Genomic DNA, 14,370 nt, shown 5'->3' on the forward strand with positions numbered 1-14,370 from the left:
AATGATTTATATCTAATTTTTCTGTGAAGTGAGTGGGGCATATTTTCCGCAGTGGGGAAAAATTACCCAATGAAGATGAAGTGGGAAGTTGGAAGTGGAAAGTATGAGGTAATTAGTGAGAGTGCTTAAACTAAGTAACGCTTTCGCTTAATGACCAATTACTTAATTTTCCCACGAAGTGTTTTACGGTCAATGTTGAGAATCTCCGCAGCTTTGGTTTGGTTGTTGTCAGTTGCGGCAAGTACTTTTTGAATGTATTTCTTCTCCATTTCCTTTAAAGAAAGCAGACTTTCCTCAGGAAAATCAATTTTATATTTTAAAGTTTCGGGCAAATCTTTTATACCTATGGTACGGTCGCACATAATCACGGCACGTTGAATTACGTTCTCCAGTTCACGAATGTTGCCCGGCCAATCATAACGTTGCAAAAGCTCTTGAGCCTCTGGATCAATGGTAATGTAGCGATCTTTATATTCATTGCCGTATTTGAAGAGAAACTTGTCTGCTAGTAATGGAATATCCTCTTTCCGTTCCCGAAGAGGCGGCACGTTGATTTCTACAACCGTTAAACGATAAAAAAGGTCTTCACGAAAGGTTTCCTTCGCAATCATTTCCTTTAGATTGCTATTGGTGGCGGCAATGACGCGTACGTCAATTTTTTCAGTTTTTCGATCGCCAACTTTCATTACTTCTTTTTCTTGAAGGACTCGTAAAAGTCTGGATTGAACAGCCAAAGAAGCGTTTCCTATTTCATCCAAAAAAATGGTTCCGCCATCTGCAGCTTGGAAAAAACCTTCGCGATTGTCATTGGCTCCTGTAAAAGCACCTTTTACATAACCAAAAAGTTCCGATTCCAAAAGATTCTCAGGAATTCCGCCGCAGTTTACCGCAATAAACGGTGCGCGCGAAAACTTGCCGTTGTAGTGAATGGATCGTGCCACCAGCTCTTTTCCCGTTCCACTTTCACCACTTATAAAAATAGTGGCTTTGTTGTCCTTTACGCGTTCTATTATTTGCGTTACGTTTTTAATGGCTTCACTCTCGCCAATTATTTCATTATATTTTTTTGTTGCAGTAATTTCGGTTACGTTTTTCCGCTTCGTTTTGGTAGAAAGGGATTTTAAAACACCTTGTTTCAATTCTTCCTTCGTAAAAGGTTTTACCAAATAATCTACCGCGCCCGATTTTATTGCGGAAAGCGCATCCTGAACCGAAGGATAGCCTGTAACCACCAGTTTTGGCATATTTGGGTAATGTTCCGAAGCAAACTGAATAAGTTGAAAACCGTCCACTTCGGGCATTTTTAGATCTGTAATCAGTAAATCTATTTCGGTATCGCGCAAAATGGCAACGGCCTCTTTTACAGAAACTGCTTTATAAGTGTGATAATTGAGCGAATGGAGATGCCGCTGGAGGAGTTCCAAAATGTTGATGTCGTCATCTACTATCAGTATGTTTTCCTTTTGTAGCATCGGGGTTTATTGTTTTGGAAATGTAATAATAAAAATGGCACCCGTGGGAATATTGTGTTGATAATCTATAGTTCCACGATGGCTGCGAATAATTCCGTGCACTACGCTAAGCCCTAAACCGGAGCCGTCGCCCACTGTTTTTGTTGTGAAAAAAGGCTGGAATATTTTCTGCACGTTTTCGGGAGAAATGCCTGGGCCCTCGTCTGAAATTTTAAGCGTGATTTTCTTTTTTGTTTCTTCCAAAGAAATAGTAATCAAACCATTTTTGGGTGAAAAATAGATTGCGTTCAGCACTAAATTGAAGATAACCTGGGTCAACTGAATGGTGTCGGCTTTCATTAAAACTTCACCTTTTGGAAGATTCACTTTATATTTTACTTCGTTCTTCTTAAATGTGGGGTCTAGCAGATTCATCGCTTCGTTAATTACAGGAACGATGTCTGTCTGTCCTAAATTTTGCGGCATTTCGCAGGCGAAGAACATTAATTTTTTTACCACTTCGCGTGAAAAAATGGCACTATTTATTATTTTATCTAGGTCTTGGCTGGTCTGTGTGGTTTTGGGTTCTTTACTTTTTAGCAACTCGGCGAAGCCCAAAATATTTGCAAGTGGGGTGTTGAGTTCGTGGGCTATTCCCGCGGTTATTTCGCCCAAAATACTCAAGCGGTCCGCGTGTTCCATTTTGCGTTTCATCACAGTTTCATTTTCACGGATGGCTACTCGTTCCAACAAATCGCCTACGTTAATTGCAACGTTTTTCAATAGTTTTTTCTCTTCCTTTAAAAAATCTTTTTTGGTGAATTTATCTGCGGGATAATGAATTTTTATAAAACCTTTTGGCTCATTGAAAATGGTGATATTACTTTCAATAAAAACACTTTTTTTGGGAAGTGCAGAAGAAATGAGATGGAAAGGTTCTGAGTTGATCTCAACAGTAGTGTGTTTGCCGAACTGCAATGATTTTCGCAAACTTAATGCGATTGAATATAGTGTTTTGTCAAGCTCATTGTAATCATTGTTTACTATAATAGAAGAGACCTCATACAAGCAGGTAAGTTCTTTTATTCTTTCCTTAAGGTTTTTTTCAAGAGTCATATAAGGCTGTAAATATTTGTTCAAAGATATTGATAATGCGGAGATTTTCTGAGTTAATTGGTACGAATGGTTCGTTTCTCTATTGGATTATTTCCATTTAATAGGAAATAATCCAATACTTTAAAATTCTTTCACTATATTTGTTTTCCCAGCAAAGAAAAATGCAATCACAACTTTTCGCAATTATTGACGTAGAGACCACTGGTGGTGGGATAGCAGGCAATCGTATTACCGAAATTTGCATCGCATTGATGAATAATGGCGAAGTGGTAGATAAGTACACCACGCTCGTCAATCCGGAGCGGGAAATACCACACCACATTACTGCACTAACTGGCATTGACAATGAAATGGTTGCAGATGCGCCACGGTTTTTTGAAATTGCTGAAAAAATTGAAGCGTTTACACAAGATGCTATTTTTGTAGCGCACAACGTTAGTTTTGACTACAATGTAATCCGCGGTGAATTTCGGCTATTGGGGCAGCATTACAACCGCAAGAAACTCTGTACCGTCCGGCTTTCGCGAAAGTTGATTCCCGGAATGCTTTCCTATAGTTTGGGAAGACTTTGCAATACCATAAGCATTCCGCACCATAACCGTCACCGCGCCGAAGGCGATGTGGATGCCACTGTAATTCTTTTTCAGCGATTGCTTTCACTTGATGAAGATTTTAACACTATCAATTCCTTTTTGAATCCACGTTCCAAACAAGCAACACTACCGCCACATATTCCTGCCGAACAGATAAACGAACTGCCCGAGGAGCCTGGTATTTATCTTTTCAAAAACCAAAAACATCAAGTGGTGTATGCCGGGAAGGCAAAGAATATTAAAAAACGGGTGCTTTCGCATTTTTACGACAAAAAAACGAAGGAATACCAACTGGGGCAGGAAACGCATTTTATAGATTTCGAACTAACGGGGAATGAGCTCGTAGCGTTGCTGCTAGAATCTGAACACATCAGAAAACACTATCCAAAATTCAATCGGGCGCAGAAATGGCCCGCCACAATTTTCCAAATAATCAGTTATGTAAACCAACGCGGCATTATCCAACTGGCTTTGGGTAAAACAAAAGCACTTAATGATTCCGTAGGTACTTTTTACAACCGAACCGAGGCCACGGTACAACTGGAAGAGATCTGCGAAACTTTTAAATTGTGTCCGCGTTTTTGCACCTTGCAGAGCACTTCTGAAAAATGTTCCCACTACCGTATAAAAAACTGTGAAGGTATTTGTGAGGGTGATGAAAGCGTAACGGAGTATAACCTAAAAGTGCAGGCTGCCATTAAGGCCCTAAAAGAAAATAAACCCAGCTTTGCTATACAGGGAAAAGGAAGAACGAAGGACGAAATTGCCTTTGCCTTGGTAGCCGAGGGAGAATACAAAGGTTTTGGTTTTTTTGACAGAAGTGAAGCCATCTGCAATATTGAAGATTATGAACCTTTTTTGAAATTGCAACAGGCCAGTTATCACACCCACGCCATCATTCGCAGTTATCTTAAAAAGAATGGAGAACGGAATGTGGTCTATTTTGAACCCCTCCGCCTATCGACACCTCCCCTTGAAAAAAAGGGAGGAATATTTGATTATAATTTATCACAAAGTTAGATTTGAAAACAGAATCTCCTCAAAACTTGTAATCACCCTATCCGCCTTGCTGTAATCCTGGTTGGCAGAATGGGGGCTTTTAAAACCTACGCAATAAATATTCGCAGCTTTTGCCGCGGCAATTCCGTTGGTGGAATCTTCAATTACCATGCAATGGTTTGGGTGTTCGCCAGCAAGTTCGGCGGCTTTTGTAAAAATTTCGGGATGCGGTTTTGAGGCTTTTAAATCTGCGCCGCTTATTTTGGCCTTAAAATATTTATCGAGATCAAACCGCTCAAAAATACGGTTGATGTTTGGCATGGAAGCCGAAGATGCCAAAACTAAAGTCAAGCCATTGGCGTGGTAGTCTTTTATTAAATCGTGAACGCCATCCAAAAGCGCAAGGTCGTTATCGTTTTCAAAAAGGTATTTAAAATGTTTTCTTTTGGTCGCAACCAGATGTTCGGGACTTTCAGAAATACCGAAATGTTCACAAAGCGTTCTGCAAATAGGCAAGGTTGCCTGCCCAGTAAAGGAATCATACATTGCTTGGTCCACGTCAATTTTCATATCCTCAAACATTCTGAAGTAGGCTTTTCGGTGTAGGGGTTCGGTATCCACAATTACCCCATCCATGTCAAAAAGTACGGCTTTTAGCATATCGGCTTTTTTTGCGAAGGTACAGAAAACAAACTTTTTATTTTTTCAGTTGCGCCAATAATTCAAAAGACTTCAGCCTGGCTTGTTGATCATAAATATGGGCAACGGTAATCAGCTCGTCAACCCTGGTTTCGGCAACGAACGCATTTAATTTTTTTTGTACTGTTTCGGTGCTTCCCACGAAGGAATATTGCATCATTTGTGAAATGTGCGCCTCTTCAAGGGAATTCCAAAGTCCATCCATACTTTTTACCGGCGGTTGCAACGGTTTCCGGGTATTTCGGATTACGTTCAGCATAAATAATTTCATGCTTGTGGACAAATATTCAGCTTCTTCATCGGTATCCGCTACCACTACGTTAATACAGGCCATGGTATAGGGTTTTTGCAACTGTTTTGAAGGCTCAAAGTTTGAATGGTATAATCGCAGTGCATCGTGCAGATGGGTGGGCGCAAAATGGCTCGCGAAAGCGTAGGGCAATCCCAATGCGCCTGCCAGTTGGGCACTAAACGTACTCGAACCCAAAAGATATAGCGGCACTTCCAAGCCTTCCCCCGGAATGGCACGGACGGGGCTGTGGGAATTGGATTTTGAAAAATAATTTGAAAGTTCCTGAACGTCATTTGGAAAGTCATTGACCGTTTCTATCCGTTCCCGCCTAAGCGCTCTGGCGGTAACTTGATCGGTACCCGGCGCACGGCCCAAACCCAGGTCAATCCTATCTGGATATAGGGTAGCGAGGGTCCCAAATTGTTCCGCAACAATAAGCGGGGCGTGATTGGGCAGCATAACCCCGCCCGAACCTACGCGGATAGTTTTGGTGTTTTCCGCTACATAGCCTATCAGCAACGGTGTGGCGGAACTTACAAGGCTTTCGGCGTTGTGGTGTTCCGAAATCCAAAAGCGCTTATACCCTAATTTCTCTGCCTGTTGTGCCAAAGCCAAACTATTTTCCATAGCCTTTTTATGGCTGCTTCCCTGAATAACGGGTACCAAATCCAACACAGAAAAAGGGATATTTTGTAACAAAGCTTTCATATTCATCCTGTTTATATTTTGGCCCTTTGGTATTGCAAAGGCCATTCCACATCCACTCCCAACTCAGTAGCGGCGTGCAACGGAAAATACGGTTGCCTTAGGCTTTCGCGGGCATAGAGAATCAAGTCGGCCTTTTTAGTCTTTAAAATTTCCTCAGACTGCTCGGCCGTTGTGATTTGGCCCACGGCACCCGTTAAAATATTCGCCTCTTTTTTAATCTGCGCCGCAAAGGGAACCTGATAACCCGGTTTGCTGGGAATGGTTGCTTTGGGAACGTTTCCGCCGGAGGAAGTATCGATTAAATCAACCCCTAATTCCTTTAGTTTCATGGAAAGTTTGACGGAATCTTCAACCGTCCAACCCCTTTCGGTCCAATCTGTGGCTGAAATACGAACGAATAATGGCTTTTCCTCTGGCCATTCCTTTCGAACTACTTCAGTAACTTCCAGTAAAAAACGAATTCTATTATCAAAATTGCCGCCATATTCGTCGGTCCTTTCATTTGCCAAAGGCGAATAAAACTGATGAAAAAGATAGCCATGGGCAGCGTGGATTTCAACCACATCATATCCCGCTTGTTCGGCACGGCGCGTGGCTGCAGCGTAATCACTTTTCACTTTTTCAATTCCTGCGGTATCCAATGCAACAGGAGCAGGTTCACCTTTTCGAAAAGGCAAAGCTGATGCAGAAACTGTTTGCCAACCATTTTCAAGCTCGGGAGCTATTTTTTTGGCCCCGTCCTTCGGAAGTTGGTGGCTGGCTTTTCTGCCGGCGTGGGCCAACTGTATTCCTATCAAAGCATTTTGCGAATGCACGAAGTTGACAATTTCTTTAGATTTTTCAATATGTTCGTCTTTCCAAAGACCCATATCGCCGTGTGTAATTCTTCCCTCTGGCGAAACTGCGGTGGCTTCTTGTATTATCAATGCCGAACCTCCCACGGCGCGGCTTCCCAAATGCACGAGGTGAAATTGGTTCGCAAAGCCATCAACGCTACTGTACATACACATAGGCGAAACGACCATTCGGTTTTTAAAGGTTTTGGATTTTATTTTTAAGGGGGAAAAAAGGAGGCTCATATATATATTATTGCTATTGCGTATTCTTAGATGGTTTTTCGACTTCACTCAGACTTACAAATTATTACATGAATTTTAAAAATCTGTAAATGTTTCGTTTTTTTAAATAATCCATTTCACTTTCGTGATAATAAGCTTCGCGTTCAAAAGAAATATTTCGGTATGCTTTATAACGGTTTCCAAATTGAAGCCAACGCAGCAAAAACTCAAGGACATACCATATATAGAAAAAAACAATCAACAATTCCGCTTGCTGGCGCAAATGAATTTTTTCGTGGTTCAAAAAAACGGCATCCTCTTTTAAGGAATGGTGTTTTAAAACCACAAATGGCCAAAGCGTCATTCCGTTGTAATTTTTTCGGAGAAGTTTTGGGCGGACGATTAGGATCAAATTATTTCAGGTTTCATGTTTCAGGTTATAAAAATTAAATATTTCCGTTGGGTTAATTTCCATTTACCCTCCGTTCTTCTCTAATTTTCTCTTCCCTAATTTATTTTTTTAAAAATTGGCGCAATACATATTGAAGGATCCCCTCGTTTTGGTAATATGCAATTTCAATGGGCGAATCCAGTCTTGCTATGGCTTTGAATTCAATTTCCTTGCCGTTTTCGTCCTTGGCAGTTACGGTTACTTTTTTTGAAGGGGTCAAATCGTTTTCAATACCTGTAATTGTGAAATATTCCTTTCCCGTTAACCCGTGCGATTTGGCACTTTCCCCTTCCAAATACTGAAGCGGCAACACACCCATCATAATTAAGTTACTGCGGTGTATGCGTTCATAACTTTCTGCCAAAACGGCTTTTATTCCCAAAAGAATGGTTCCTTTAGCTGCCCAATCGCGGGAAGAACCACTTCCGTATTCCTTTCCAGTAAGCACAATCAAAGGGGTTTTATCTTTTATATATTTTTGCGAAGCTTCAAAAACCGTCATTTCCTCTCCCGACGGAAGATAAGTAGTGTAACCGCCCTCCCTGTTTGCCAATTGGTTTTTAATACGCACATTGGCAAAAGTACCGCGCACCATTACTTCATCATTTCCACGGCGTGAGCCATAACTGTTGAAATTTTTCTTTTCCACACCTTTTGATATCAAATACTTTCCGGCAGCGGAATCTTCTGAAAAGGCTCCCGCAGGCGAAATATGGTCCGTTGTAATGCTATCGCCCATTACCAAAAGTGCGCGGGCACCCTCTATATTTTTAAGCGGTTTCGCCTCATTTGAAAGATTGTGGAAAAACGGAACTTCCTTAATATATGTGGAGTCATCTTCCCATTGATAAAGCTTATCATCCGGCACTTCAAGGTTTCGCCATATTTCGTTGCCGTCAAAAATTTCGTCATAGTTCTTCTTGAAATCTTTTGGAGTAAGCACGGTTTTCATCACCTCATGAATTTCATCATCCGTAGGCCAAATATCTTTTAAAAAGATTGCCTTTCCGTTGCGGTCATAACTCAGTGGCTCCGTCGTCAAATCTATATCCACGCGACCAGCTATAGCAAAGGCCACAACCAACATTGGCGACATCAAGAAATTCATTTTTACTTGGGAATGAATTCTGGCTTCAAAGTTTCGGTTTCCGGACAATACGGACGTTACTATTAAGTCGTTTTCCTCTACCGCTTTTGAAATCTCCGGAGGTAATGGGCCGGAGTTACCAATACAGGAAGTACAACCGTAGCCCACCAAATGGAACTGAAGGGCTTCCAAATCTTTTAAAAGGTCTGCTTTTTCAAGATAATCCGTAACAACCTTTGAACCCGGAGCTAAAGAAGTTTTCACCCAAGGTTTTACATCAATACCGCATTCCCTTGCTTTTTTTGCAACCAGCCCTGCTCCTATCATGACAAATGGATTTGAGGTGTTGGTACAAGATGTAATTGCCGCAATGGCTACAGCTCCGTCTGAAAGCATGTATTTTTCGTTATCTTGTGAGATCCAAACAGTTTTTAAGCCATTTTTAATTTTAGCTTCAATCTCAATGTCGGGTGCGGGATTGTGAGACTGTTTTACCGGCTGGCTGCCCCCTTCTTCCTTCCAGCGGGTTATGGCATCTTCCCTTTCTGAATGTTTTATATATTTTCTGCCAAAGGAAGCATGTTCCAGTTCTATGAATTTTTCCTTTAAATCTTTAAGCAAAATTTTGTCCTGAGGTCGTTTTGGCCCAGCCACACTTGGTTGAATAGTTGAAATATCCAATTCCAACACATCGGTGTATTCAATCTTATCCTCATCCTCTCGCCAAAGCATATTCGCTTTACAATAATCCTCAACCAACTGAATCTGTTCTTCGCTTCGGTTACTGCTCCGCATATATTCCAGCGTTTTATTGTCTATAGGGAAGTAAGTAATGGTACAACCAAATTCTGGCGACATATTCCCAATGGTGGCTCTATCAGGTACCGAAAGATTGTCTAAACCGGGGCCAAAAACCTCAACAAATTTGCCCACTACACCATATTTACGCAGTAAGTTGGCAATGGTCAACACCAAATCGGTAGCAGTGGAACCCACGGGAAGTTTTCCGGTTAATTTTAAACCAATTACTTCAGGATTAATGAAATAGATAGGCTGGCCAAGGATAGCAGCCTCGGCTTCAATACCTCCAACGCCCCAAGCTACTACTCCAATTCCGTTTACCATTGGCGTGTGGCTGTCTGTACCCACAAGGGTATCTGGGATAGCCATTCCCTCCCTAGCAATTACACCTTTAGAAAAATACTCAAGATTCACTTGGTGGCAGATCCCCATTCCAGGGGGCACCACGCTAAAATTATTGAACGATTTCTGTGCCCACTTCAAAAAAGTATAGCGTTCTCTGTTACGTTTGTATTCCTCTTCCATATTTTGCTGATAGGCGTATTGAGCCGCAAAATAATCTACCTGTACACTGTGGTCTATCACCAGATCTACCGGTATCAATGGATTTATTTTTGAGGCATCGCCTCCTTTTCGCGCCATTTCGGAACGCAGCGAAGCAATATCAACAACGGCGGGAACGCCCGTAAAGTCCTGCATCAGTACGCGGGCAGGCTTAAATGCGATGTCTTTATCGCTTTTGGCAGGTTTCCAATTGAGGATAGCATCCAAATGTTCTTTGGTTACTGAGAAATCATCATAATTCCGTAGTGCATTTTCTAAGAGAATCCGTACCGAAAACGGCAATTTTTTAATATTATGTCCTTGCTTTTCGAGTTCAGAAATACTGTAATAAGTAAGTTCTTCGTTATTGGTTTTAAGCGTTTTTTTGAGGTTGTAAATATCTTGCTGCATGGCTGAAAAATTTTGGCTATTAAAAATACGCAAATAATATTGCGCCGTAAGCCGAGAACTTTTGTTTAACAAGGCATTAACAGATAGACGTGGAACGCAATCAAAATAAAAAAGCCCCCGAGTCACAACATCCCGGAAGCTTTTTCCCCTCACATTTACAATTTTAAAACTACTCCTCGATAGTTAGATTATTATATAGGTGAAAGCTTGAAATGTCATCAACCATTTGGAAGGAAATTTTTGTAGATTTAAACTTTTATAGGCTAAAAAATTCAAAATGAAAACCAAAATCATCCTACTACTCTACATATTTCTCACCACGATCAGTTTCTCACAAACCATTGAAACGGAAAAAACAGAAACCTATACAGAAGAAGTTAGAGCATCTGAACCAAAACCGATTGCATTTAAACTCGTCGATGTTCCACCACTTGCGCCAGACTGCAATGCAAAATGGAAGCTGGAAAAGCTACAAAAATGCACACTCAATTATATTTTTGGTCATGTAAATAGAAAACTTAATACAGATCTCGTTTCAGAGTTAGGCCTAACGGGATTAATAAGAATAGATGTAACTTTCACAATAGACAAGGAAGGAAACCCAAAGGATATAACTGCTTCTGGCGGACCAGAAATTTTGAACCAGAACGCAATAGAAGTGCTCCAGACTCTTCCTCAATTAATCCCTGCAATACATCAAGGCGAAATAGTTGAGGTTTATCTTAAATTTCCAGTGGCGCTGGATATTCGATGAGTATTGCATTTTTTGAAGACTCCAACAAATATTAATATTCTATTTCTGTTTATTAAATGAAAAAAGAATCAAAATTATTAAAATCATACAAAATAACAATTGTCATACTGCTTTTTGTAAGCACTCTATTTGTTGTTTTAGGGTTTACAGTAATGGAGGAAAACACTTTCACTAAATGGGTTACAATTATCTTTTTTGGTTTATGCATAGTCGTATTCATAATTCAATTATTACCCAACTCAAGTTATCTAAAACTGACCAATGAAGGGTTTGAAGTGCGCAGCCTGTACCGTTCCCATTTCACAAAATGGACCGATGTAAGCGGTTTTGGAATATATTATGTCAGCTTTAATACGATGGTCGCTTTTGATTATACTGAAGAACATAAAAAGGGAAAGAAAATTTCCAAAATACTTTCCTCTTACCAAGGAGGTTTACCCCAAACTTATGGTATGAAAGCCACAGAACTTGCTGCGCTAATGAATGCGTGGAAAAATAAAAACGAAGGTGTAGAAGTATAATTTTTTTGTCCAGCATTGCATAACCTTTCAAAAAACAAAAAAAATATCCCGCCAATTCCACCAACCTAACAAGCGTTCTATAATTCCGTGTACCAGCGCAATGTATTTTTTATAATTCACTTAGTTATTGCCTGCGCAACAAGAAACCCGCCAGTCCAGGCATTCTGAAAGTTAAAACCACCCGTAATAGCATCTATATTTAAAACCTCGCCCGCGAAATAAAGTCCGTCAACCTTTCGGCTTTCAAAGGTTTTAAAATTCACTTCCTTTAAATCCACGCCGCCAGCAGTTACAAATTCTTCCTTAAATGTACTTTTCCCCGTTACCTCAAAAATGCCCGCCGTGAGTTGGTTTGCCAAATTCTGAAGATTTTCCCGCGTGGCATCGGCCCAAGTAAGGGATTCGGCAATTCCGGAGGCTTTTACCAGACTTTGCCAAAGTCGCTTCGGCAGTTCGAACTGCGCATATTTAAAAATGGTCTGCTTTCCTTGGATGTTTTTAATTTCCTTTAAAGAATCCAAAACTTCTTCTTCGGAAAGGCTATTCAACCAATTCACTTCAATATTGAAATGATATTTCAAAGGCTCCAACAATCGCGCGCCCCAAGCCGAAAGTTTTAAGATTGCGGGGCCGCTCATTCCCCAATGGGTAATAAGCAACGGGCCGTTACTCTCCAAAATGGTTTTTCTCTTCGCATCCAAAATTTTCACAGAAGCATCCGTACTTAAACCCGGCAAATCGATAATTCGTGAATCTTTTATATTAAAAGTGAAAAGTGACGGAACCGCTGGCACAATAGTATGCCCCAGACCTTCGAGCAATTGCCAAATCTTTGGATTGCTGCCCGTGGCGATGACAACTTTTTTTGCTGAAAAAGTATCGGTAGTTGTATTTATTATGAAATATTCGCCATCCTTTTGGATTTCCTTTACGGATTGATTGAGAAGAACCCCAACTCCCAATCTTTTCGCTTCGGAAAGAAAACAATCGATTATCGTTTGTGAAGAATCCGAGACTGGAAACATCCGTCCATCTTCTTCAATTTTTAGTTCCACGCCCCTTTTTTCAAACCATTCAATAGTATCGCCCGTCATAAAGGTGTGGAATGGGCCCAAAAGCTCCTTTTCGCCACGGGGATAGTTTTGCGTTAATTCCTTCGGAAGAAATTCGGCGTGCGTCACATTGCAACGCCCGCCACCCGAAACTTTCACTTTGGTGAGCACTTCCTTTCCGCGTTCGAGAATGATTATTTTAAGTTTCGGATTATTCTCAGCAGCGTTGATTGCCGTAAAAAAACCCGCAGCACCGCCGCCAATTATTATGACATCGGCCTGTTTCAAGCCAGGACTTTTTCTTCCGCAAAACTTTCGCAGAGGGCGATGGTTTCTTTTACATCTTCCAAGGTAGTGCGCGGATTTATCAAACACATACGTAAAACTACCTGTCCGTTCAGCACCGTGGTGACGAGCAAGGCTTGTTTTGAATCGACCACATTTTTGGAAATCCGTTGGTTCAGTTCATCCAGTTTTTTTTCTGAAAGTTTATTCCCAATAGGGTTATATCTAAAGTTGATCACAGCCAAAGTTGCGGGTGAAATCACTTCCCAATTGGAGCTTTTTCGAAGAAATGCTTCCGTAGCCTCGGCCAATTTCACGTTATACGAAATCGCTTTTCGGAATTCACCCATTCCAAAGGTTTTTACTGACATGTAAAACTTCAATGCCCGGAAACGGCGCGTCAACTCAATGCCGTGATCGTAAAAATTAATTTCGGAAGTATTGCCTTCAATATCCCTTAAATATTCGGGTTTTTCGGTAAAAGTTCCTTTTAGCCATTTGTGGTTTTTAATCAACAGGCAGCCAATTTCATACGGCTGGAAAAACCATTTATGAGGATCGACAGTTAATGAATCGGCTTTTCCTATTCCTTTTAAAAGCTGTTTCCCATTCTCGGCAAGAATTGCAAACCCGCCGTAAGCGCCGTCAATGTGGAACCAAATGTCTTCTTTTTTGCAGATTTTCGCAATATCGGAAAGCGGATCGACCGTTCCCGTATTTGTGGTTCCGGCAGTTGCAATCAGGCAAAAAGGCTGCAAGCCTTCCAAACGGTCCTTTGCGATTGCGTTTTTAAGTTTATTCAATGAAAACTTGAATTCACTATCCGTGGGAATTACGCGGATCTGTTCTTTTCTGAACCCCAAAACGCGGATCGCCTTTATATTTGAAGAGTGTGCCTGATCAGAAAGATAAATTACGGCCTTGCTGAAATCGTCGCCGCACTTTACGGAACGCGCCGTAACCAATGCGGTTAAATTGGCCATGGAGCCGCCACTGGTAAAAATTCCGCCCCCCTTTTTTTGTGGAAAACCGAACATTTTCAAAAGCCAGTTCATCGCTACGATTTCCATTTCTGCAGCAGCTGGCGAAGCCGCCCAACCCCCGGAAAAAATATTGAACCCAGAAGCCAAACTATCGGCCATCGCACTGATGTAGTTGCTCGGCCCCGGCACGAAGGAATACGATTTTGGATGCGAAACAATGTTACTTTTGGTCATTACTTCGTCCAAAACAAAATTTAGCACCTTTCTTGGGTCACTGGGTTTTTCGGGCGCATCCTCAAGAAATAATTTTTCCATTTCTTCACGGGATCCCGAAACCACGGGCAGTTTTTCATTTTGCGTTGCAAAGTGTTCTACAATGGCGTCAACCACTTCGTAGCCGTAGGTTTTCATATCGTCCTTGCTCAATTCCAGCGTAGCTTTATTCTGAATTTTCACGTATTTGTTTTTTGAATTTTTTTGAAAGCCTACCGAAAAGGGGGCAGGCGGGTGCAAAATTACGGTTTTAGGAAGGGATTTAGCGATTTACGATAAAAAAATCCTAAAAA

The 14,370-nt window shown here is 41.2% G+C and carries 12 protein-coding genes; 3 read left to right on the forward strand and 9 right to left on the reverse strand.

Annotated features, from left to right (window positions below):
• Positions 1–158: 158 nt before the first annotated feature.
• Positions 159–1,472: a sigma-54-dependent transcriptional regulator gene (locus LS48_RS11135; RefSeq protein WP_062622595.1), complete on the reverse strand. Its 1,314-nt coding sequence runs from the start codon at positions 1,470–1,472 to the stop codon at positions 159–161.
• A gap of 6 nt (positions 1,473–1,478) precedes the next feature.
• Positions 1,479–2,567, reverse strand: coding sequence for a sensor histidine kinase (locus LS48_RS11140; protein WP_062622596.1), 1,089 nt, complete (start codon positions 2,565–2,567; stop codon positions 1,479–1,481).
• A 161-nt stretch (positions 2,568–2,728) separates the two neighbouring features.
• Between LS48_RS11140 and LS48_RS11145 the strand changes: the two genes are divergently transcribed.
• The gene (locus tag LS48_RS11145) at positions 2,729–4,180 is read left to right on the forward strand and encodes an exonuclease domain-containing protein (RefSeq protein ID WP_078056424.1); all 1,452 of its coding nucleotides are present in this window, start codon (positions 2,729–2,731) and stop codon (positions 4,178–4,180) included.
• Here the strand turns inward: LS48_RS11145 and LS48_RS11150 are convergent.
• The 5 genes from LS48_RS11150 to acnA all read right to left on the reverse strand — a co-directional run bounded on the left by LS48_RS11150 (position 4,169) and on the right by acnA (position 10,209).
• Complete coding sequence (locus tag LS48_RS11150; protein WP_062622597.1) at positions 4,169–4,819, reverse strand: HAD family hydrolase; 651 nt, start codon at positions 4,817–4,819, stop codon at positions 4,169–4,171. The two genes, LS48_RS11145 and LS48_RS11150, sit on opposite strands and share 12 nt — an antisense overlap.
• Positions 4,820–4,856: 37 nt before the next feature.
• A complete protein-coding gene (locus tag LS48_RS11155; protein ID WP_062622598.1) occupies positions 4,857–5,864 on the reverse strand; it encodes an LLM class flavin-dependent oxidoreductase in 1,008 nt (335 codons plus the stop codon).
• A gap of 5 nt (positions 5,865–5,869) precedes the next feature.
• On the reverse strand, positions 5,870–6,937 hold the full coding sequence (locus tag LS48_RS11160; RefSeq protein WP_062622599.1) for an NADH:flavin oxidoreductase/NADH oxidase: 1,068 nt from the start codon (positions 6,935–6,937) through the stop codon (positions 5,870–5,872).
• 64 nt (positions 6,938–7,001) lie between these two features.
• Positions 7,002–7,328 carry a hypothetical protein gene (locus tag LS48_RS11165; RefSeq protein WP_062622600.1) on the reverse strand — a complete coding sequence of 109 codons (327 nt, stop codon included), beginning with the start codon at positions 7,326–7,328 and terminating at the stop codon, positions 7,002–7,004.
• Positions 7,329–7,428: 100 nt separating this feature from the next.
• Entirely contained in the window at positions 7,429–10,209 is a 2,781-nt protein-coding gene (gene acnA, locus LS48_RS11170; protein WP_062622630.1) for an aconitate hydratase AcnA, read from the reverse strand.
• Positions 10,210–10,486: 277 nt separating this feature from the next.
• Here acnA and LS48_RS11175 point away from each other — a divergent pair, with 277 nt between their 5' ends.
• Both LS48_RS11175 and LS48_RS11180 read left to right on the forward strand, forming a co-directional pair.
• Positions 10,487–10,963 carry an energy transducer TonB gene (locus LS48_RS11175; RefSeq protein ID WP_062622601.1) on the forward strand — a complete coding sequence of 159 codons (477 nt, stop codon included), beginning with the start codon at positions 10,487–10,489 and terminating at the stop codon, positions 10,961–10,963.
• Positions 10,964–11,019: 56 nt separating this feature from the next.
• Positions 11,020–11,484: an STM3941 family protein gene (locus LS48_RS11180; RefSeq protein ID WP_062622602.1), complete on the forward strand. Its 465-nt coding sequence runs from the start codon at positions 11,020–11,022 to the stop codon at positions 11,482–11,484.
• A gap of 116 nt (positions 11,485–11,600) precedes the next feature.
• On the opposite strand, the gene LS48_RS11185 is transcribed toward LS48_RS11180, so the two are convergent.
• Positions 11,601–12,824, reverse strand: a complete 1,224-nt coding sequence (locus tag LS48_RS11185; protein ID WP_062622603.1) for a BaiN/RdsA family NAD(P)/FAD-dependent oxidoreductase — start codon at positions 12,822–12,824, stop codon at positions 11,601–11,603.
• Positions 12,821–14,215: a pyridoxal phosphate-dependent decarboxylase family protein gene (locus LS48_RS11190; RefSeq protein WP_062622631.1), complete on the reverse strand. Its 1,395-nt coding sequence runs from the start codon at positions 14,213–14,215 to the stop codon at positions 12,821–12,823. Before LS48_RS11190 ends, LS48_RS11185 begins: the two co-directional genes overlap by 4 nt.
• Positions 14,216–14,370 lie beyond the last annotated feature (155 nt).

This window comes from Aequorivita aquimaris (assembly GCF_001573155.1).
GTDB classification, from domain to species: Bacteria; Bacteroidota; Bacteroidia; order Flavobacteriales; family Flavobacteriaceae; genus Aequorivita; species Aequorivita aquimaris.